The sequence below is a fragment of the Polynucleobacter sp. HIN6 genome, assembly GCF_030297575.1.
Taxonomy (GTDB): domain Bacteria; phylum Pseudomonadota; class Gammaproteobacteria; order Burkholderiales; family Burkholderiaceae; genus Polynucleobacter.
Map to the genome: position 1 here is coordinate 537418 of NZ_AP028137.1, position 20987 is coordinate 558404.

Below are 20987 nucleotides of genomic sequence, written 5' to 3' on the forward strand. Positions count from 1 at the left end.
CAATTAGTCACGCAAGAGTTCGTTAATAGCCGTCTTCGCTCTGGTTTTAGCGTCAACTTTTTTCACAATCACTGCTGCATACAAGCTGTATTTACCATTACTGGCTGGAATCGATCCTGGAACCACGACGGATCCTGCCGGAACACGACCATAATGAACCTCACCAGTTTCGCGGTCATAAATCTTGGTACTCTGGCCAATATAGACGCCCATTGAGAGAACGCTGTTTTCTTCAATCACCACTCCTTCAACCACCTCGGAGCGAGCGCCAATAAAACAGTTGTCTTCGATGATGACAGGACCCGCTTGAATGGGCTCTAGGACACCACCAATACCTACGCCGCCAGAGAGGTGAACGTTTTTACCGATTTGCGCACACGATCCAACCGTGGCCCAGGTATCGACCATCGTACCTTCGTCCACATAGGCGCCAATATTGACATAGGAGGGCATGAGCACAACATTTTTGCCAATGAATGAGCCGCGACGAGCAAAAGCGGGTGGCACCACCCGAAACCCACCTTTGGCAAAGTCTTCGGATGAGTAATTTACAAATTTGCTGGGTACCTTGTCGTAAAACTGGGTAAAGCCACCGGCTGACATTGGCTGGTTGTCTTCAAGGCGAAACGAAAGCAATACCGCTTTTTTGACCCACTGATTGACATCCCATTGACCGACGCCTCGTTTTTCGGCAACCCGAATTGAGCCATTGTTGAGACCGTCTAAAACAGTGCTAACTGCTTGTTTAATGTCGACCGGTGCTGAGCTCGGAGATAAATTCCCACGGTTTTCCCAGGCTTGTTCAATAGTGTTTTGGAGGGCTTGCGTCATAAGGTGTAGATAACTATAGGATTGATAAGGATTTTTAGAAATAACTGAAATATAAATACTTAACAGTCATTATATTGGGGCTTGTACGGAAGGGTTAAATGGTCCTGGGATTGTTATCATCTTGGATTAGAACGTTTAGACCATTAATCCCCTAATTTGCCTTACTAAGAAGAACATCCGTGCAACTGAAATCAATCAAATTATCTGGCTTCAAATCTTTTGTTGACCCAACCCATTTTGAGTTACCTGGCCAGTTAATTGGTGTGGTTGGTCCGAATGGTTGTGGTAAGTCAAATATCATTGATGCGGTTCGCTGGGTTCTAGGAGAGTCACGGGCGAGCGAGTTGCGCGGTGAGTCGATGCAAGACGTCATATTTAATGGCTCTGGCTTACGTAAACCATCTGGTCGGGCCAGCGTAGAACTCATTTTTGATAATGCCGATGGTCGTGCACAAGGTCAATGGTCTAGTTTTGCTGAGCTCTCAGTTAAGCGTGTCTTAACCCGCGACGGTAACTCAAGTTACTACATCAACAATCAGGTGGTACGCCGTAAAGACGTACAAGATATTTTTCTGGGAACCGGTCTTGGTCCACGTGCTTATGCCATTATTGGTCAGGGCACGATTTCGCGTATTTTGGAGTCCAAGCCTGAGGAACTGCGCGTGTTTTTGGAAGAGGCTGCTGGCGTCTCAAAATATAAAGAGCGTCGTAAAGAAACTGCAGCGCGCCTAGAAGATACCCAAGAGAACCTAGTTCGCGTTCAGGACATTTTGCGGGAGCTAGAACAGCAGTTAGCACGTTTGGAAGCACAGGCTGAGGTGGCTAGTCGTCATAATGAACTGCTGACTCAGATGAAATCGCAGCAGCAATTACTGTGGTTTGTAAAGCAAACCGAGTCAGGTAAGGAGCAAGAGAAACACGCCAACTCCATTCGTGAAACCCAGGTCAAATTAGAAGAAGAAACTGCAAAGCTGCGTCACGCAGAGTCCGAGCTAGAAACGATGCGCACGCAGCAGTATGCACTGCAGGACGTGGTATCCAAAGCACAGGGCGATTTATACGAAACCAATGCGGAAATTAGTCAAGTTGAAGCCGAGATTAAATACGTTCATGAATCCCGCCAACGCCTTCAAGAACAAGTAGCTGATTTGCAGGCCCAACTTGATCGCTGGACTACGCAAGAGAAGGAGGCTGCTCAAGCGCAGCGCCAGGCCGAGCAAGAGTTCCGGGCTGCGAGTGAGAACGAAACAAAATTGCAAGCAGAGTTTGGGGCTCTGCAAGCGCAAGCACCTTCCTACGATGAACGTTTGCAGTCAGCAACCCAAGCACTCGATGGCGCGCGCGCTGCATTGGCAAGCCTTGAGCAGCGACTTGTTAGTTTGCAAGAGCGGATTCATGCTGGTGAAGCCCAGTTTGAAGACGCCACCTCACGGTCGACTCGTTTACAGGATGAGTTGGCGACGATGCGTAAACCAGATGAAGAAGCCCTGCAAATGGCTACGGATCGTCACATCATGGCTTTACGCAAAGCAGATGAAGCAAAAGCTAAGGCGCTTCAAAACCAAGAGCACGTGCCTGTCACCGATGCCAAGCGGCAAGCTGCATTGGATCAGATTCAAAAAGCCAATCAGGATGTGCAGCAAAGCGAGGCCAAACTCAGCGCACTGGCTGCTTTACAAGCAAGTGTTCAAGCACAAGGCAAGATTGGCCCTTGGTTAGAAAGTAAAGGCTTAAAAGAGAGTAAACGCTTATGGCAGGAGCTTAAAGTTGAAAAGGGTTGGGAGCCCGCTCTGGAGTCAGTATTACGCGAGCGCCTAGCGGCATTAACCGGTAAAAGTCTGAATGAGACTCTAAGCCTTGCTAAAGAGGCGCCACCAAGTCGCTTAGCCATTCTTTTGACCGATGATTTGGAGTCTGGGGAGATTAAGGCTCCATCGGGATTTGTGCCATTTATCTCACGTGTGCAGGCATCTGGTGTCATCGCCAATGTTTTGCAAGAGTGGTTGAGCAATATTTATATCGCTGATACCTTAGAGGATGCGTTACGGCGACGTACACAACTCACCCGTGGCGCTGCTTTGGTCACCGCACAAGGACATTTGGTGACGCGCGCTGGTGTCCAGCTGTATGCACCTGATTCTGAGCAGGCGGGAATGTTGGCTCGTGCACAAGAGATGGCAAGCCTTGAGAAGCAACTTAAGGCGCAACAGTTAATTCAGAGCGAGTTGCAAAGCGAGCTCGAGCAAGCTAATGCGAACTATCAGGCTGCACTTGCTGCTGCCGATCAATCCCGAGTTGCCGCAGAGCAAGCCGTTCAAGAGGCGCATGCCTTTGAAGTTGAAAAAATGCAATTAGTGCAAGCTAAAGAGCAGTACAGTACTCGGGCTGCACAAATCGATTCTGAGTTATCGGAAATTAATCAACAGTTAAAGAGTATTTCAGAGGTAAAGACTCAAACTGAACAGCAGCTCCGGGATACGAACGCACAAAAATCAGACCTGGAATCTCAGCTCTCAACTGCTCAGAATGACCTGGAGCAAGCTAGTGCTGCTCGCGAGGAATTGCGCCTTGCTTTGCGTCAAGCCGAAATGACTGCTCAAGAAGCCACATTTAATACTCGCTCCTTACAGCAACGCATCAATGATCTACAGCGTGATCAAAGTACTGCTAGAACCCAAATTATGGAGCTTCAGGACCGCTTTGATGCTAATCAAAACGAGCTAAAGACCTTGAGTGATGAGGCAGCACAAAACAAACTACAAAGCTTGTTGGTCACCCGTTCTGAGCGCGAGGCTTCGTTAGCAAAGGCTAGAACCGAGCAAGAGGCGATGCAGCACCAGTTACGTCAGGCGGATGAAGCGCGTTTAATGCTTGAGCAAACCCTACAGCCGATGCGCGACCGAGTGGTTGATCTGCAGTTGCGAGAGCAAGCAGCTCGCTTGAGTTATGAGCAGTTCACAACTTTATTGAATGACGATGAGGCGGATTACCAAGCACTTGCTGAGCGCTATAGCCCAGATCTGCGTGCGAGCAGTCTGCAAGGAGAGGTCACTCGCCTTAATAATGAGATTCAATCATTGGGACCCGTCAATATGGCTGCTATTGATGAGCTATCGAGTAGCCGTGAGCGCAAGTCATTCTTAGATGCGCAATCAGCCGATTTAAATGAGGCGATCCAGACATTGACAGATGCGATTGCAAAGATTGATGCTGAGACACGTGATCTATTGCAAGGCACATTTGATCAGGTGAACACCCATTTTGGGCGATTGTTCCCTGAGCTCTTTGGTGGTGGTAATGCGCAGCTCGTTATGACAGGCGAAGAGATCTTAGATGCAGGTGTCCAAGTGATGGCGCAGCCGCCCGGTAAGAAAAATAGCACAATTCATTTACTCTCCGGTGGGGAGAAGGCTCTGACAGCTATCGCCTTAGTCTTCTCCTTATTCTTACTAAATCCAGCACCGTTCTGTTTGCTCGATGAGGTGGATGCACCCCTTGATGATGCGAATACAATGCGCTATTCTGAGATGGTCGCACGGATGTCGGATAAAACTCAGTTCGTCTTTATTTCACACAACAAGATCACCATGGAAATTGCCAGCCAATTAATTGGCGTTACGATGCAGGAACAAGGCGTATCGCGGATTGTTGCTGTTGATATTGCGTCGGCTGTTTCGATGGTGGAGGCGGCTTAATGCCGCTTGATCAGTTTGCATCTCAGTTGGGTTTGTCAGAGCTTCAACTGGCGCTAGGAGCTTTTGGGGTTCTGTTCCTTACTTGGGTGGTGATCTATAACGTTCGCAATGCTCGAGCAAAATCCAAAGCAATCGAAGAGCGTATTGAGCCAAGCTCTAATGTCACTGATGAAGAACTAATCGAGGCACCCCCTGTTTCTGTCGATACAGTAAACCAAGGCCCGGCACCTCAAACGATTGATCCCCGGATCGATTGCGTGATCACTCTGCGTTTTAACCAAGCCATTTCTGGGTTGGAGATTTTGGAGGCTCTTAAATCGTGGAGCGATCTGCCAATTGCGTGGATGGCCGATGGGCTTTATGCAACTGGCGCAAATGAGGGTGTTTGGGAGCCCCTAGAGGCAGATCATTCGTATCTTGAGATTCAGCTTGCAGTTCAACTCGCTAGTCGGCGTGGCCCCATTGGGGTCCTTGAGTTATCGGACTTTTGTTCCCGTGTTCAGGTGTTGGCAGAGTCCTTGGATGCCCAAATTGATATGCCAGCTGTAAATACTATGCTAGAGAGTGCAAAAGAACTGGATGCCCTTGCTGCGCAAAGCGATATTTTGTTGGGAATGAACATTGTGTTTGATCAGCAAACATGGTCTTGGCCCCATATTGAGTCAGCCCTTACCCAAAGAGGCTACCGCATGAGCCCTCAGGGATATGCCTTTGAATATGCAGTCGATGGTAAGCCAGCATTTCGGACAGGGACATTTGATCGGCAAGCGCCAATTGGACAAATTACTTTCTTACTGGAAGTGCCTGTGGTTGCACAACATTTGCGACCCTTTGAGCTGATGCTCAATGAGGCTGCGGATGTGGCACAGACCTTGCAAGGACGCTTGGTTGATGACAACGGAGTTCACTTGACTGAGAACTCGGTGTATGTGATTCGCCAACAACTTGATTCTCTTTATGCTCAGCTTGACAAAGCAGGCATCCCTGCAGGGTCCGGCACTGCACTCCGTTTATTCTCTTAGGACAAGATCTTGAGTCAAGGTAGATCCTCGGCCGCGGATCGTTATCATTATTTACAGCAAGAACTTGCTCGTCTTGAGCATGCGTATTATGTTTTAGACCAGCCCTTGGTCCCCGACGCTGAGTATGACCGTTTGTATCGCGAGTTATTGGAACTTGAGGCCCAACATCCCGACTGGGTGACCCCTGACTCCTTATCGCAGCGGGTAGGAGGTGCTCCCCTTAAAGAATTTATGGAGATCAAGCACTCGGTCCCCATGCTTTCTTTAAACAATGCCTTTGAGGAGTCTGAACTCATTGGGTTTGATCGACGTTGTCGTGAGGGTCTAGGTTTAGATCGCGTGGAGTACGCATGTGAACTGAAGTTTGATGGCTTGGCAATCTCATTGCGCTACGAGAACGGTGTCTTGGTCCAGGCAGCAACCCGCGGCGATGGGGCAAGTGGCGAGGATGTAACGAGTAATATCCGAACGATTCGGGCAATCCCATTGCGTTTGTTGGGACCCAATCTTCCAAAAGTGATCGAAGTTCGTGGCGAAGTATTTATGCATCGAACTGATTTTGAGAAGATGAACAAAATGGCTGCAGCCAATGGTGAGAAGGAATTTGCCAATCCTAGAAACGCGGCTGCAGGAAGTTTGCGTCAGCTAGATTCAAAGATCACTGCAAAACGTCCTTTAAGCTTTTTTGCCTATGGTCTAGGTGCTTTAGAGCCAAGTCAATGGCTACCCTCAACCCATAGTGAGTTACTAAATCAATATGAATCACTTGGTTTACCTGTATGCAGAGAGCGCAGGGTAGTGGATTCGCTCGAGGGCTTGATGACGTTCTACACCGAGATTGCTGCTAAGCGTCAACAGTTACCGTATGAGATTGATGGCGTGGTTTATAAGGCGAACTCCTTTGCTGAACAAGCGCAACTAGGTTATGTATCGCGCGCGCCACGCTTTGCCATTGCGCATAAATATCCTGCGCAAGAAGAAATTACTACGGTCCTGGGGATTGATGTGCAAGTGGGTAGAACTGGAGCGATTACACCTGTGGCTCGCTTAGCGCCTGTTTTGGTAGGCGGTGTTACTGTAACCAACGCCACCTTACATAATGAAGATGAGGTACGACGCAAAGATGTCCGCATTGGTGACACGGTGGTCGTTCGTCGGGCGGGTGATGTAATCCCTGAAGTGGTATCCGTCGTTTTGGATCGCAGGCCAGCCAATGCACAAGTATTTATCATGCCAACCCGCTGCCCAGTCTGTGAGTCCCATATTGAGCGCTTATCTGACGAAGCGGTTGCCCGCTGTAGCGGCGGCCTATTTTGTGCAGCACAACGCAAGCAAGCACTATTGCATTTTGCACAACGCCGCGCGATGGATATTGAAGGTTTAGGCGACAAAATTGTGGATCAATTGGTTGATCTCAATTTGGTCCGAACACCAGCAGATCTCTATCGCTTGGGATTTACCGCTTTAGTCAACATGGAGCGCATGGGAGAGAAGTCCGCTGACAATCTTCTGCAATCCATTGCTCAATCCAAGAAAACCACCTTAGCGCGATTTATTTTTGGATTGGGGATTCGTCATGTTGGCGAAAGTACTGCCAAAGATCTTGCGAAGCACTTTGGAGGCATCCACGCCTTAATGGATGCACAAATGAATGAATTATTAATGGTCAATGATGTTGGACCGGTGGTTGCTGATTCAATTGTTAGTTTTATGTCAGAACCGCATAACCGCGAGGTCATTGAGCAACTACTCGCATCTGGTATCGAATTTCAGAAAGAAGAACGAATCGCAGCCGTTGATTTAAGTGGTAAGACCTTTGTTCTGACCGGAACGCTCCCAACACTCTCTCGAGATCAAGCAAAAGAACTACTCGAGGCAGCCGGAGCTAAAGTGGCAGGCTCAGTCTCTCAAAAAACCTCATTCGTAGTTGCTGGCTCCGAAGCGGGAAGTAAGCTTGATAAGGCGAATGAGCTTGGTATACCGATCTTGGATGAGCTTGGCTTACTGAAACTTCTAGGCCGCTAACACTTCCAACAACTCAGTCTCGAGCTGAATTTGCAGCTTTGGATTCTTACTAAGATTGCTACCATCAAGCAACATGATGTCTTCAACGCGCTCACCCAAGGTATTAATACGTGCGGTATGAAGTGAGATTTGGTGCTTAACAAGCGCTTTAGCGACTGCGTATAGAAGACCCGAGCGATCTGCTGCCGAGAGGGTGAGAGCAAAGTATTGATTGCGTTCATCTGGCTGCAAATTAACCCTAGCTTGGATTGGAAAGCTTTTCGATTGTCGAGATAAACGACCCATATTGGGTTCTGGTAGAGGGGCCGATTTTTTGATGGACTCCGCAAGTTCATACTCAACTAACTGAATCAAGTCGCGATAGCTGCCACCTTCATCAACTAAATGACTGCCAGATATTTGGAAGGTATCTAAGGCATAGCCATGCTTTGTTGTATGAATCCGCGCATCCCAAATGGAAAAATGATGGCGCTCAAAATAGGCGCAGATGCGGGCGAATAAATCCAATTGATCTTTGACATAAACCGCGACTTGTAAACCATCGCCCGCTTGTGAGAGACGGGCACGGACAATTGGTTCATTCGTATGGACGTTTGCATAGAGGTGTCGTGTAAGCCACGCAATATCATTAGCCTCGTGGCGCAAGAAAAATGCCACATCTAATTTCTGCCATAAGGCTTGAGGTGCATCGTCATCAATTCCTGCTAGACGCAGTTGGGTTAACGCTTCCTCCTTATGCTGAATTAACTCCGACGATGGATCGGGTTTGGCGCCCCCTAGGACCCGAAGGGTTGCTCGATAGAGGTCCTCTAATAATTTGCCTTTCCAAGCGTTCCAGACTTTGGGGCTAGTACCCCGAATATCCGCAACGGTCAGCAAGTAGAGTGCAGTTAAATGCCGTTCATCGCGCATGCGTTTTGCAAAGGCAGTAATGACCGTAGGATCCGTAATATCCTGCTTTTGAGCAATTTGACTCATTGTCAGATGTTCGGCAACTAACCAAACTAATAGCTCGGTTTCATCGTTGGCTAAGCCGTGGTCTTTGGCAAAGGTACGGGCATCGCGTTTTCCGAGTTCGGAGTGATCGCCCCCGCGCCCCTTAGCAATGTCATGGAATAGGGCAGCCAAGACAATAATCCAGTTTTTATCAAAGCTTGCAATCAGGTTGCTACAGAATGGGAACTCATGGGTATGCTCAAGAATCATGAAGCGTCGGACGTTGCGCAAGACCATCAAGATGTGTTGATCAACGGTGTACACATGAAATAAATCGTGCTGCATTTGACCGACGATACGACGGAAGGATGGCAAGTAACGCCCCAGAACACTGGTCTGATTCATCAGGCGAAAGGCGGTGGTCACACCATCCGGTAATTTGAGTAATTCCATAAACACAGCACGATTTCGTGGGTCTTTGCGCCACGAGGCATTCATAAGCTGCCGTGCGTTATAGAGGGCCCGAAAGACGCTTGCTGACAAACCATTGATGGCTGGGTTTTGGGCAAACACTAAAAATGTCCGCAATATTTGTTCGGGATGTTTTTGGTAAAGCTGGGGATCAACAATATCTAATAAACCTTGGCGCTCGATAAACATTGTGTTATCGGGGCCTGGGATGGGATAGGTCGTACGTGATTCATTGGGAAATAAGATTGCTTCGATGTTTTGAAGCAGAATCATGTTGAGCTGGCTCACGGCCTTGGCCGCCCAGTAATAACGTCGCATCAGCTCTTCGCTGGCCAGCCTGCCTGATTCTTGATCAATCCCGATCTGCTTAGCCAGACCGGCTTGAAGATCAAATACCAGAACGTCTTGACGACGTTTTGCAAGCAAATGCAAATTAGCTCGAATGTTTTGCAATAACTTCTGATTGCGATTGAGTTCTTTGAGCTCGCGCTCTGTGATTAACCCTTTTTTGAATAAATCAGTAAAGCTATTGCCGAGGGATGCAGCTTTACTGACCCATAGAATGATTTGTAGATCACGCAATCCCCCTGGACTCTCTTTGCAATTTGGCTCGAGTGCATAGGGTGTTTCTTGAAACTTATAGTGACGCTGCTGCTGCTCCAATAACTTCGCCTGGAAGAATGCCTTGGGATCCATCGCTTCATCAAGACTGCGCTTGAATAACTTAAATAAGCCGCGATGACCACCCAGTAAGCGCGCCTCTAAAACCGAGGTACGCACGGTAATATCTTGCTGGGCTTCTGATAAACACTCGGACAGCGTGCGAACCGCAGAGCCGATTTCTAGACCCGAGTCCCAACACAGCGCAATGAAGGATTCCAGGTTGGACTGCAGTTGCGGATCCTCACTGCGTGCATCATCAAGCAAAATTAAGATATCAATATCGGAGTGAGGAAATAATTCAGAGCGACCATAGCCACCAACGGCTAGCAAGGCAGCATCTGTACTAAGATTGCAGCGATTCCATAAATCCAGCAACTGTTGATCGGTTGCTTGGGTTAAACGCTGCATTAACTTGCCAACATTCTGGTGAACTAAAAAATCAGAACACGCCAAGCCCCGTGCATCTTTGAGTGGATGGGATTCCGAACTCATGAGCGCGTTCTAAAGATGAGGAGAATCTAAGCAGCGACTACGCTGGGTCGATAGTTTAGGCTGCCAACGCAAGCAGGAGCCTTTGGTGTATCAGCAGACCAGGTTAAGACCTCAACGCCATGGTGAGTGACTAAAACAGTGTGTTCCCATTGGGCTGAAAGACTACGATCTTTTGTTTTCACGGTCCACTGATCGGGCATGGTTCGGATCTCGCGTCGACCAGCATTAATCATTGGTTCAATCGTGAAGGTCATACCTTCTTCTAATACTTCCCCGGTACCTGGTTTTCCATAATGAAGAATCTGAGGATCTTGATGGAATACTTTACCGATACCGTGGCCACAGTATTCGCGCACCACCGAGTAGCCAGCCTGTTCGGCATGCGACTGAATGGCATAGCCAATATCTCCTAAACGGGCTCCTGGTTTTACCTGGGCAATTCCAAGCCACATGCATTCAAACGTGACTTGGTTCAATCGGGTAGCCAAGATCGAGATGTCGCCGACTGCAAACATTCGACTGGTATCCCCATAGTAGCCGGCTTGGGTAATGACCGTGATGTCGAGATTAACAACGTCGCCATTTTTAAGTACTTTGTCACCTGGAATGCCATGGCAAATGACATCATTGACCGAGGTGCAGATCGATGCCGGAAAAGGCGGGTAGCCTGGGGGTTGATAATTTAATGGGGCGGGGATGGTCTTTTGCACATCACGCATGTAGGCGTGACAAAGACGATCCAATTCCCCGGTACTCACGCCGGGTTTGACAAAGGGGCCAATGTAATCGAGAACCTCGCTCGCAAGGCGGCCAGCCTCTCGCATCCCATTTAGATCTTTTTCATCAGTAAATACGCTGTGCATACCGCGTATTATGGCCGAATCTGGTTGATTTTGAGTAATTGCCGAATCACTAGTGGATTGATATTTAAGGTATAATTTTGGAATCGGTCTCATGGTGAGACTGAAATCCCAGATCAAGCCATCCAGGGTGGCGCTTTTGAGCGCAGTCAGGACTTGATCTTAGAACCAACCCTTAGGAGATTGTAATGTCAGTGACAATGCGTGAAATGCTGGAAGCTGGGTGCCATTTTGGCCACCAAACGCGCTTCTGGTCCCCCAAGATGGCCCCTTACATTTTTGGTCATCGCAACAAAATTCATATCATTAATTTAGAGAAGACCTTGCCCATGTTTCAGGATGCCCTGAAATTTGTGCGTCAGGTAGCTGCCAACCGCGGCACAATTCTCTTTGTTGGTACTAAGCGCCAGTCTCGCGAAATTATTGCCCAAGAGGCAACTCGTGCAGGTATGCCTTATGTTGATAGCCGTTGGCTTGGAGGCACCCTGACCAATTTCAAAACGGTAAAGGGTTCGATCAAGCGCTTAAAAGATATGGCCGCTGCAAAAGAGGCGGGCGATTGGGAGAAGCTCTCGAAAAAAGATGCCCTTACCAATGAGCGTGAGTTTGATAAGTTACAAAAATCACTTGGTGGTATTCAAGACCTCAACGGTGTACCGGATGCTATTTTTGTTGTGGATGTGGGCTATCACAAAATTGCAATTACCGAAGCCAACAAATTGGGTATTCCTGTGATTGCCGTAGTGGATACCAATCACTCACCAGAGGGCGTTGATTACATTATTCCGGGTAACGATGACTCGAGTAAAGCAGTCATTCTTTATGTTCGCGGTATTGCAGATGCCATCCTAGAAGGTAAAGCAAATGCGGTACAGCAAGTCCTCGAGTCTGTTAAAGAGGGCGAAGAAGAGTTTGTTGAAGAAGGGAAGGAAGACTGATGCCCGCGATTACCGCAGCAATGGTTGGCGAACTCCGCGCCAAAACCGACGCTCCCATGATGGAGTGCAAAAAAGCATTAACGGAAGCCGATGGTGATTTAGCTAAAGCCGAAGAGATCCTGCGTGTAAAGTTGGGAAGCAAGGCCAGTAAAGCTGCATCACGGATTGCGGCAGAGGGTGTAATTGTTTCCCATATTGATGGAACAACCGGAGCTTTATTGGAAGTGAACTGCGAGACTGATTTTGTATCCAAAAACGATGACTTCTTGGCATTTAGTAATGGCTGCGCCAAGCTGGTTGCCGAGAAAAATCCCGCAGATGTCGCCGCTTTGGCCGCTTTAGAACTCAATGGTAAGCCTGTCGAGGCTGTGCGCACCGAACTGATCGGAAAGATCGGTGAGAACATGAACCCCCGCCGCTTCAAACGTTTTGCTGGTGGTGGCCAACTGGTTTCTTATCTTCATGGCAACCGAATCGGTGTGATGGTGGAGTATGAGGGTGATGCAACAGCAGCGAAAGATGTTGCCATGCACATTGCCGCAATGAAGCCTGTTTCTCTATCGACTGCTGACGTTCCCGCAGAAAATATTGCAACCGAGCGTAAGATTGCTGAGCAAAAGGCTTTGGAGTCTGGCAAGCCAGCTGATATCGCTGCCAAAATGGTTGAGGGTTCGGTTCAAAAGTATTTAAAGGAAGTCTCTTTATTGAACCAAGCTTTTGTAAAGAACGACAAGCAAACCGTTGAGCAAATGCTAAAAGCAGCCAATACGACGATTAAATCCTTCACCCTTTACGTTGTCGGCGAAGGAATTGAAAAGCGTCAAGATGACTTTGCTGCAGAAGTAGCTGCTCAGGTTGCTGCTGCAAAGGCAACTGCCTAAGGTATATGCCGGGATATCAACGCGTTCTACTGAAGTTATCGGGCGAGGCCCTAATGGGTGATGATGCCTATGGAATCAATCCGAAAACGATTGATTCCATGGTCACCGAAATCGCTGAGGTGGTTCAATTGGGCGTTGAAATCGCCATCGTGATTGGTGGCGGAAATATCTTTCGTGGTGTAGCAGGCGGTGCAGCTGGGATGGATCGGGCCACGGCTGATTACATGGGGATGTTGGCCACCATGATGAACTCGTTGGCCTTACAAGATGCGCTAAGACAAAAAGGCGTTGAGGCAAGAGTGCAGTCTGCTTTGCGAATGGATCAAGTGGTCGAGCCTTATATTCGGCCGCGAGCCATTCGAGCCATGAAAGAGGGCAAGGTTGTGATCTTTGCTGCTGGTACCGGTAACCCATTCTTTACAACTGATACTGCTGCCGCATTGCGTGCCGCGGAAATGGGTGTCGAGGTGATGCTCAAAGCAACTAAGGTGGATGGTATCTACAGCAGCGATCCTAATAAAGATCCAAGTGCCACGTTGTATTCCACTATTACTTTTGATGAGTGCCTCATTAAAAATCTTCAGGTGATGGATGCAACTGCATTTGCTTTATGCCGCGATCGAAAATTACCTATCCGCGTATTTTCGATCTTAAAACCAGGTGCATTATTAAGTGTTGTGCGGGGCGAGCCAGAAGGTACCCTAGTTCACGTTTAAAAGGAGAGTGGCATGTCGGCTGGACAAATAAAGACCAATGCAGATCAAAAAATGCAAAAGTCAATTGAGGCATTTAAAGCTAATCTCGCAAAAATCAGAACGGGTCGTGCCAACCCTGGTATTTTGGAGCACCTAATGGTGGATTATTACGGCAATCCCACGCCAATCTCGCAAGTGGCTAATCTAGGGCTAGCCGATGCGCGCACCATTAATGTGACCCCATGGGAAAAAAATATGGTCGCGGTGGTTGAGAAAGCGATTCGCGAATCGGACCTCGGTCTAAATCCAGCAACTCAGGGTACGGTGATTCGAGTGCCAATGCCCCCCTTAACTGAGGAGCGTCGCAAAGAGCTGACCAAAGTCGTGAAAGCAGAAGGCGAAGAGACTAAAGTAGCAATTCGGAATTTGCGACGTGATGCCAATGAGCATTTAAAACGTTTAACCAAAGATAAAGAGATCTCGGAAGATGATGAGCGTCGTGCTCAGGATGAGATCCAGAAACTGACCGATAAATTTGTGGCAGATGTGGATAAATTGGTCGTTGAGAAGGAAAAGGAAATCATGACGGTTTAACCGTCATGATTTGGTCACATGACCCAAGCAGCTACCAGCTCTACGCTTGCAGTTCCTGCCGTTGGTAGTGTTCCCAGGCATGTAGCCATCATCATGGATGGCAATGGTCGTTGGGCAACTAAACGATTTATGCCGCGCGTTGCTGGGCATTCAGAAGGGCTTGAGGCGGTACGTAAGGTGGTTGAGGAGTGCGTCAAGCAAAACGTTGAATATCTGACCTTATTTGCCTTCAGTTCAGAGAACTGGCGTAGACCCCCTGAGGAAGTGGGATTTTTAACAAAACTCTTTCTGAAATCCCTTCGTAAAGAGGTTGCTCGCCTTGCTGAAAATAATATTCGTCTGAAGATGATTGGTGACCTTAGCCGCTTTGGAGGTGCGATTACCGAAATGGTCGAGTTCTCGGAAGAAAAAACGAAAGATTGCAATCGCTTAACCCTGACGATTGCCGCTAATTACGGTGGGCGCTGGGATATCTTGCAAGCGATGCAAAAAGCACTAGCGCAAAACCTACATCTTGATCCAGATGGCATTTCTGAGGAGTGGTTGGCCCCCCATCTTTCGATGGCCTATGCACCCGAGCCTGATTTATTTATTCGTACGGGTGGTGAGCAGCGGGTTAGTAATTTCCTCTTGTGGCAATTGGCATATACCGAACTGTATTTCACAGATATTCTTTGGCCAGACTTTGATGCCGCTGAATTACAAAAAGCATTTCTTTGGTATGCCCAGCGGGAGCGTCGCTTTGGTCGCACCAGTGCCCAGCTGGCGGAAGGGTCCAACCCCATTTCCCTCTCCGATGCCGTCTAATTGGCATGCTTAAAACTCGGATCGTAACTGCCATCATCATGCTGGCCATTTTGTTGCCAGTATTGTTTTTGCTACCCCCAATCTATCTCTCTGGATTATTTTTATTAATCCTAGTGGCAGCGGCTTGGGAGTGGAGTCGCTTGATTGCCCCCCATGCATCGTATGCAGCCTATTTTTATGCACTGGTGTGCGCCATGGTTGTTCTTTTCCTATGGCTCTTTGCAATCCCTACGGTAGAAATCGCATTACTGAGTATCGCGCTTGCGTTTTGGATCATTGGTATGCCAATGATCTTGTCCCAAGGGATTCATCTTTCGCTGTCACGGTGGCGATTTATTTTTAGCGTTCTTGGTTTCATTATTTTGCCGAGCGCATGGCTATCTTTGGATTTGCTTCGTGAAATCGGCTTGGGGTGGTTATTAAGCGCATTGATATTAGTTTGGCTTGCTGATATTGGCGCCTATTTTGTTGGCAAGTCCTTTGGTCGACGAAAGCTTGCAAGCCAAATTAGTCCAGGTAAGTCTGTGGAAGGGGCTCTCGGTGGCTTAGCCATATGTTTGGGGTACGCCATTGGCTGCGCACACTATTTACCGGTGAACGATACCCTATTTGGATCGTATCAATCGAAATGGGGCTGGGGCTGGATGCTTCTCATGACTGCAGTTTTGGTGGCTTACAGCATCATGGGAGATCTATTTGAGTCGCAACTCAAGCGGATCGCAAAAGTAAAGGACAGCAGCCATTTATTACCAGGGCATGGTGGATTTTTGGATCGTGTCGATGCTTTACTGCCGGTCATGCCAATTGCTGCATTATTCTCGATAATAGTGAGAAGCTAAAAAAAGACTTTGCTTATGCACGACCCTATCGCCCGCAATCTCTGTATTTTAGGATCTACCGGATCAATCGGGATGAATACGCTTGATGTGGTTCGGGCTCATCGTGATCAATTTAGGGTAAGCGCACTCACTGCTGGTCGGCAAATTGAACGTTTGGCAGAGCAGTGCTTGGAGTTCAGACCCAAGATCGCAGTGGTTCACTCGGCCGCTGATGCCAACACCCTAAAAGAATTACTCGAAGGTAAAGGCCTAACGATTGCTGTGCATCATGGTGAGGCGGGTCTCATTGCCGCAGTCTCAGAGAGCGACTGCGATACCGTGATGGCGGCTATTGTTGGTGCTGCGGGTCTTTTGCCCACCTTACGCGCGGCTGAGCTCGGTAAGCGGGTACTGCTTGCGAATAAAGAATCTCTAGTGATGTCCGGAGATATTTTTATGAATGCCGCAATCCGAGGTGGCGCAGAGTTATTGCCAATCGATAGTGAACACAATGCAATTTTTCAGTGCTTGCCGCCGCACTTTACCAGTCCAAAAAATACTTCGAGCATGAAAGAACGTTTGGGGGTTGAGGAAATTTGGTTAACGGCTTCTGGTGGACCCTTTCGAAATACCCCAATTGATCAGTTGGCTAATATCACGCCAGATCAGGCATGCGCTCATCCAAATTGGGTAATGGGCCGCAAAATTTCAGTTGATTCTGCAACCATGATGAACAAGGGCCTTGAGGTAATCGAGGCGCATTGGTTATTTGGATTGCCCCTCGAGCAAATTAAGGTGCTCATTCATCCGGAGAGCGTAGTGCACTCCATGGTGCGCTATCGAGATGGTTCGGTCATGGCTCAGCTCGGACAGCCAGATATGCGCACACCCATCGCATTTGGCTTGGCTTGGCCTAATCGAATTGATGCTGGTGTTGCGCCTCTCAATTTGACTCAGTTATCTGGTTTGCACTTTACCGAACCTGATCTTTTGCGTTTTCCGTGCTTAGGTCTTGCCTTTGCTGCTGCGAGGCAAGGGGGGACAAGCCCCACGGTTCTAAATGCTGCCAATGAGATTGCCGTCGCTGCATTTTTAGAAGGCCGCTTGCCATACTTGAAAATTGCGCAGGCCGTTGAGTTCGCGCTTAATCAGTTTCCCGGCCAAAAGGCAGGATCCTTGGATGAGGTTTTAACGGTTGATCGAGAGGCTCGCCTTAGAACCAGTGACTGGATTGCACGCCATTAAGCATGGAAGCGATTTCAACACTTCTTTATTTTTTAATCACCATTGGGATCTTGGTGAGTTTTCATGAATTTGGCCATTACAGCGCCGCTCGGATGTGCGGGGTGAAGGTGCTGCGGTTTGCAGTTGGCTTTGGCAAGCCACTTCTAACTCTGAAATCAAAATCTGGAACCGAATGGGTCATTGCCGCGATTCCTTTGGGCGGCTATGTGAAGCTTTTGGATGGACGTGATTCGGAGCAGCAGATATCAGCTGAAGAGCAAGCCGTAGCCTTTGATAACCAGCCCTTATGGCAGCGTTCCTTCATTGTGGCTGCCGGTCCGCTAGCGAACTTCTTATTGGCAATCATTCTGCTGGCGTTCATCTATATCAATGGCGTACCCCAATTACCTGCACAAATACAGGCGCCTGCTGAGCAAACCATGGCAGCCCAGTTAGATATGGAAAAGGGTGATGAGATTTTGGCTTGGAAGACTGCAGGCGATGACGAATTTATACCAATTGTGAGCTGGAATGATTTACGCTGGCGTTTATTGGATGCAATCACTGCGGAGCGTGGCTTCTCATTGGAGCTGGAGGCGGAGTCTGGTAAGCGCCACATCGTGGAATTTAAGGCAGATGCTCTGCCTCGTCTGTCACCGGGTACAGATCCCTTTGCGCGTTTGGGCATCCTACCCATTCCAGGCAAAGATGCCGATGGAGGGTCTACGTGGTTTGAGCTCCAGCTCGGTCCAATCGATTCTCTGGTTTATGCCAGTGAACGCGTTTGGTTGATTACCAAAGTCTCGACCCGAATGATGATTGGCTTAATTACCGGGGAGACCTCCTTAAAACAGCTAAGTGGTCCGATTAGTATTGCCGATATGGCGGGCAAATCGGCCCAGTTTGGCTGGCAATCCTTCGTTTCTTTTCTAGCACTTCTCAGTATTAGTATTGGATTGCTAAACCTCATCCCTTTACCAATGCTGGACGGTGGTCAGCTCCTGTATGATGCATGGGAGTTGGTCTCTGGAAAGCGCTTATCTACTCAGTTGCAAGCGGTTTTCCAGCGTTTTGGCTTTATATTAATTATTGCGCTCACACTATTTGCTGTATTTAACGATCTACAACGCTTATTTCTGTCTTCATGATCCGTTTTTCGTCACTTCCTAACCGCCTGATGCAATATTTAGCCTCGTGCTTTTGCATCATTTTGTTGGCCAATGCAGGATTGACTCAGTCAGCATTGGCTGCGGACTCATTTATCGTCAAAGACATTCGGATTGAGGGTTTGCAGCGGGTTGAGCCTGGTACGGTATTTAGTTATCTCCCTGTTCAGGTGGGTGAGCGTTTTACCCCTGAAAAGGCTGCTGATTCAATTAAAGCCTTGTATGCCACTGGATTTTTTCGGGATGTACAGATTCAGGCGCAAGGTGATGTCTTAATTGTGATTGTGGACGAGCGCCCCACGATTTCTCGTATTGAGTTCACGGGTATGAAGGAGTTTGACCCTGAAGTGGTCCGCAAATCATTGCGAAGCGTCGGGGTAGCTGACGCACGTTTTTATGACAAGGCCTTAATTGATAAAGCAGAGCAGGAGCTCAAGCGTCAATATGTGAGTAAGGGATTGTTTGCTGCTGAGGTGGTTACAACGGTTACCCCAGGAGCTCGTAATCAAGTGGCGATCTTCTTCAATATTGATGAAGGACCAGTAGCCAAGATTAAAGAGATTAATTTCATCGGCAATAAGGTATTTAGTGAGAGTACTTTACGCAGTCAGATGCAGCTTCAAACCGGTGGTTGGTTATCGTGGTACTCCAAAGATAATTTGTACTCAAAGCAAAAGCTAACCGCTGACCTCGAGACCATTCGTTCGTATTACCTCAATCGGGGCTATCTCGAGTTTGTGATTGAATCCACCCAGGTTTCTATTACCCCCGATAAGCGCGATATCTATCTAACCATCAGTATTCGTGAAGGTAATAAATTTACTGTTAAGAACATTAGTCTTGCTGGGGAATTACTTGGCAAGGAAAAAGAGTTCCAGTCTCTATTGAAGATCAAAGCTGGGGATACTTTCTCGTCGGCAAAGTTAGCGGAAAGCACCAAGGCCATTGCTGAGAAGTTAGGTTCGTATGGTTATGCCTTTGCGGTGATTAATCCGCAGCCCGATATCCGACGTGATTTAAATGAAGTGGACATTACGCTCGTGATCGATGCCGGTCGGCGCGTGTATGTGCGCAAAGTCGAAATCACAGGGAACTCAAAGACAAGGGATCTGGTGATTCGGCGAGAAATGCGACAGTTTGAGAGTGCCTGGTTTGATAGTGAAAAGATCCGAATTTCGAAGGAGCGGATTGGTCGAACCGGCTATGTAAAGGATAGCGAAATCACCACTTCCGATGTTCCCGGCTCCCCCGATCAAGTCGATGTGAACGTGAAGGTTGAGGAAAAGCCAACGGGTGCGATTTCGATTGGTGCTGGATTTTCTTCTACTGAAAAGTTAATTCTGAGTGCAGGTATTAACCAAGAGAATGCGTTTGGAACTGGAACCAGTATTGGTCTTAATTTCTCGCTCGGTAAAATTAATCAATCCTTGGCACTATCACAATTTGACCCTTATTTTACTGAGGATGGTATTAGTCGTTACACCGACTTTTTCTATCGCTCCAATAAGCCGCTGTATTACGTGGGTGATCCTGACTATCAGATCAAGTCTTTTGGTACGAACTTGAAGTTTGGGGTGCCTTACACTGAGGTTGATCGGGTGTTCTATGGAACGGCGCTCGAGTTTTTTGATATTTACGTCACTCAAAATACCCCGCAACCCTACCAAACCTATGTACAGGATTGGGGTCAAACCATCCCCAGTCGTTTGCAAACCTACAATATTCCAGTGAATGTGGGCTGGGCGCGTGATGGTCGTGATAGCGCACTCATTCCATCAAAAGGTTCATTGCAACGCTTGTCTGCAGAGGTTGGAACACCATTGGGCAATCTTCTGTACTATCAGTTAAATGCCCAATATCAGCAATACCACTCATTTTCTAAAGGTAATATCTTGTCTTTTAATGGCGAGGTTGGTTATGGAGAAGCCTACGGTAATAAGCCATACCCCATTACCAAGAACTATTTCGTCGGCGGTATTGGATCAGTTAGGGGTTATGCCCCGGGTTCCTTGGGTCCAACTTATTTCAACACCACAACCGGTACCTTCTTACCAACCGGCGGTCAATCGAAGATCGTTACCAATGTGGAATATACCTTCCCAGTCCCGGGTTCGGGGGCAGACAAAACCTTACGCCTCTTTACCTTTGCGGACGGCGGTAATGCCTTTCAGGACATCAATTTAGTCCTGAAATACTCTTACGGTGTTGGCTTGTCTTGGATTTCCCCATTGGGACCATTAAAATTTAGCTACGGCATACCAGTAAATGCACAGCCTACTGATAGAATCCAAAGATTGCAGTTCCAAGTGGGTACAGCGTTTTAATTGTAAGGAAAATGATGATGATTCAGGGATTAATGACCAAAGGGTCTAAATTAGTTATAACTGCATTCTTGACGGGTATTTGTTCTGTTGCTTTTGCCCAAGAGACTGCTCCTCGCATTGCGTTTGTGAACGCCGAGAAGATTTTTGTTGAGTCCAATATGGCAAAAGCAGCCCAATCGCGTTTGCAAAATGAGTTTGCGAAACGTCAGAATGAAATTCGGGATGGTGCTCAGAAAATTAAAGCTGCTGCTGAGAAATTAGATAAAGAGGCTGCCGTGATGCCTGAGGCTGAGAGAATTCGCAAGCAGAGGGAGTTGGCCGACTTTGACCGTGAGTTGCAACGCAAGAATCGCGAGTTAAACGATGATGCCAATCAACGTAATGCGGAAGAGCGAGCAAAAATTGCTGAAAAGGCTAATCTTGCCATTCGGCAGGTGGCTGAACAGCGTAAGATCGATGTGATTTTTCAAGAACCCCCAGCGTACCTCAATCCAAGACTTGATGTGACCGATGAGGTTATCAGGGTATTAAATAATCTGAAGTAA

Annotated in this window: 16 protein-coding genes; 13 read left to right on the forward strand and 3 right to left on the reverse strand. The window is 47.9% G+C overall.

The features are described from left to right. Positions 1–3 precede the first annotated feature (3 nt). Positions 4–831 carry a 2,3,4,5-tetrahydropyridine-2,6-dicarboxylate N-succinyltransferase gene (gene dapD, locus QUE66_RS02760; RefSeq protein ID WP_286224321.1) on the reverse strand — a complete coding sequence of 276 codons (828 nt, stop codon included), beginning with the start codon at positions 829–831 and terminating at the stop codon, positions 4–6. 179 nt (positions 832–1010) lie between these two features. Here dapD and smc point away from each other — a divergent pair, with 179 nt between their 5' ends. The 3 genes from smc to ligA are packed head-to-tail and all read left to right on the forward strand — an operon-like array spanning position 1011 to position 7573. Next, on the forward strand, positions 1011–4526 hold the full coding sequence (gene smc, locus QUE66_RS02765) for a chromosome segregation protein SMC (RefSeq protein ID WP_286224322.1): 3516 nt from the start codon (positions 1011–1013) through the stop codon (positions 4524–4526). Beyond that, positions 4526–5548, forward strand: coding sequence for a cell division protein ZipA C-terminal FtsZ-binding domain-containing protein (locus QUE66_RS02770; protein ID WP_286224323.1), 1023 nt, complete (start codon positions 4526–4528; stop codon positions 5546–5548). Before smc ends, QUE66_RS02770 begins: the two co-directional genes overlap by 1 nt. Before the next feature lie 9 nt (positions 5549–5557). Further along, positions 5558–7573 carry an NAD-dependent DNA ligase LigA gene (gene ligA, locus QUE66_RS02775; protein ID WP_286224324.1) on the forward strand — a complete coding sequence of 672 codons (2016 nt, stop codon included), beginning with the start codon at positions 5558–5560 and terminating at the stop codon, positions 7571–7573. Here ligA and QUE66_RS02780 read toward each other — a convergent pair. Then, entirely contained in the window at positions 7562–10135 is a 2574-nt protein-coding gene (locus tag QUE66_RS02780) for a [protein-PII] uridylyltransferase (RefSeq protein WP_286224325.1), read from the reverse strand. The genes ligA and QUE66_RS02780 overlap by 12 nt on opposite strands. Before the next feature lie 26 nt (positions 10136–10161). Next, the gene (gene map, locus QUE66_RS02785; protein WP_286224326.1) at positions 10162–10998 is read right to left on the reverse strand and encodes a type I methionyl aminopeptidase; all 837 of its coding nucleotides are present in this window, start codon (positions 10996–10998) and stop codon (positions 10162–10164) included. A gap of 185 nt (positions 10999–11183) precedes the next feature. Here map and rpsB point away from each other — a divergent pair, with 185 nt between their 5' ends. The 10 genes from rpsB to QUE66_RS02835 are packed head-to-tail and all read left to right on the forward strand — an operon-like array spanning position 11184 to position 20987. Next, a complete protein-coding gene (rpsB, locus tag QUE66_RS02790; protein ID WP_286224327.1) occupies positions 11184–11933 on the forward strand; it encodes a 30S ribosomal protein S2 in 750 nt (249 codons plus the stop codon). Next, on the forward strand, positions 11933–12814 hold the full coding sequence (tsf, locus tag QUE66_RS02795) for a translation elongation factor Ts (protein WP_286224328.1): 882 nt from the start codon (positions 11933–11935) through the stop codon (positions 12812–12814). Before rpsB ends, tsf begins: the two co-directional genes overlap by 1 nt. A gap of 5 nt (positions 12815–12819) precedes the next feature. Beyond that, a complete protein-coding gene (pyrH, locus tag QUE66_RS02800) occupies positions 12820–13530 on the forward strand; it encodes a UMP kinase (protein WP_286224330.1) in 711 nt (236 codons plus the stop codon). A gap of 12 nt (positions 13531–13542) precedes the next feature. Continuing rightward, positions 13543–14103 (forward strand): ribosome recycling factor, encoded by a 561-nt coding sequence (gene frr, locus QUE66_RS02805; RefSeq protein ID WP_108508077.1) that lies wholly within the window; start codon positions 13543–13545, stop codon positions 14101–14103. 18 nt (positions 14104–14121) lie between these two features. Further along, a complete protein-coding gene (gene uppS, locus QUE66_RS02810) occupies positions 14122–14910 on the forward strand; it encodes a polyprenyl diphosphate synthase (RefSeq protein ID WP_286224331.1) in 789 nt (262 codons plus the stop codon). Between the two features lie 5 nt (positions 14911–14915). Beyond that, positions 14916–15749: a phosphatidate cytidylyltransferase gene (locus tag QUE66_RS02815; protein ID WP_286224332.1), complete on the forward strand. Its 834-nt coding sequence runs from the start codon at positions 14916–14918 to the stop codon at positions 15747–15749. 15 nt (positions 15750–15764) lie between these two features. Beyond that, positions 15765–16973, forward strand: coding sequence for a 1-deoxy-D-xylulose-5-phosphate reductoisomerase (ispC, locus tag QUE66_RS02820; protein ID WP_286224333.1), 1209 nt, complete (start codon positions 15765–15767; stop codon positions 16971–16973). Positions 16974–16975: 2 nt separating this feature from the next. Continuing rightward, on the forward strand, positions 16976–18100 hold the full coding sequence (locus QUE66_RS02825) for a M50 family metallopeptidase (protein ID WP_286224334.1): 1125 nt from the start codon (positions 16976–16978) through the stop codon (positions 18098–18100). Between the two features lie 29 nt (positions 18101–18129). Then, entirely contained in the window at positions 18130–20442 is a 2313-nt protein-coding gene (gene bamA / locus QUE66_RS02830) for an outer membrane protein assembly factor BamA (RefSeq protein WP_458574886.1), read from the forward strand. 11 nt (positions 20443–20453) lie between these two features. Then, complete coding sequence (locus tag QUE66_RS02835; RefSeq protein ID WP_286224336.1) at positions 20454–20987, forward strand: OmpH/Skp family outer membrane protein; 534 nt, start codon at positions 20454–20456, stop codon at positions 20985–20987.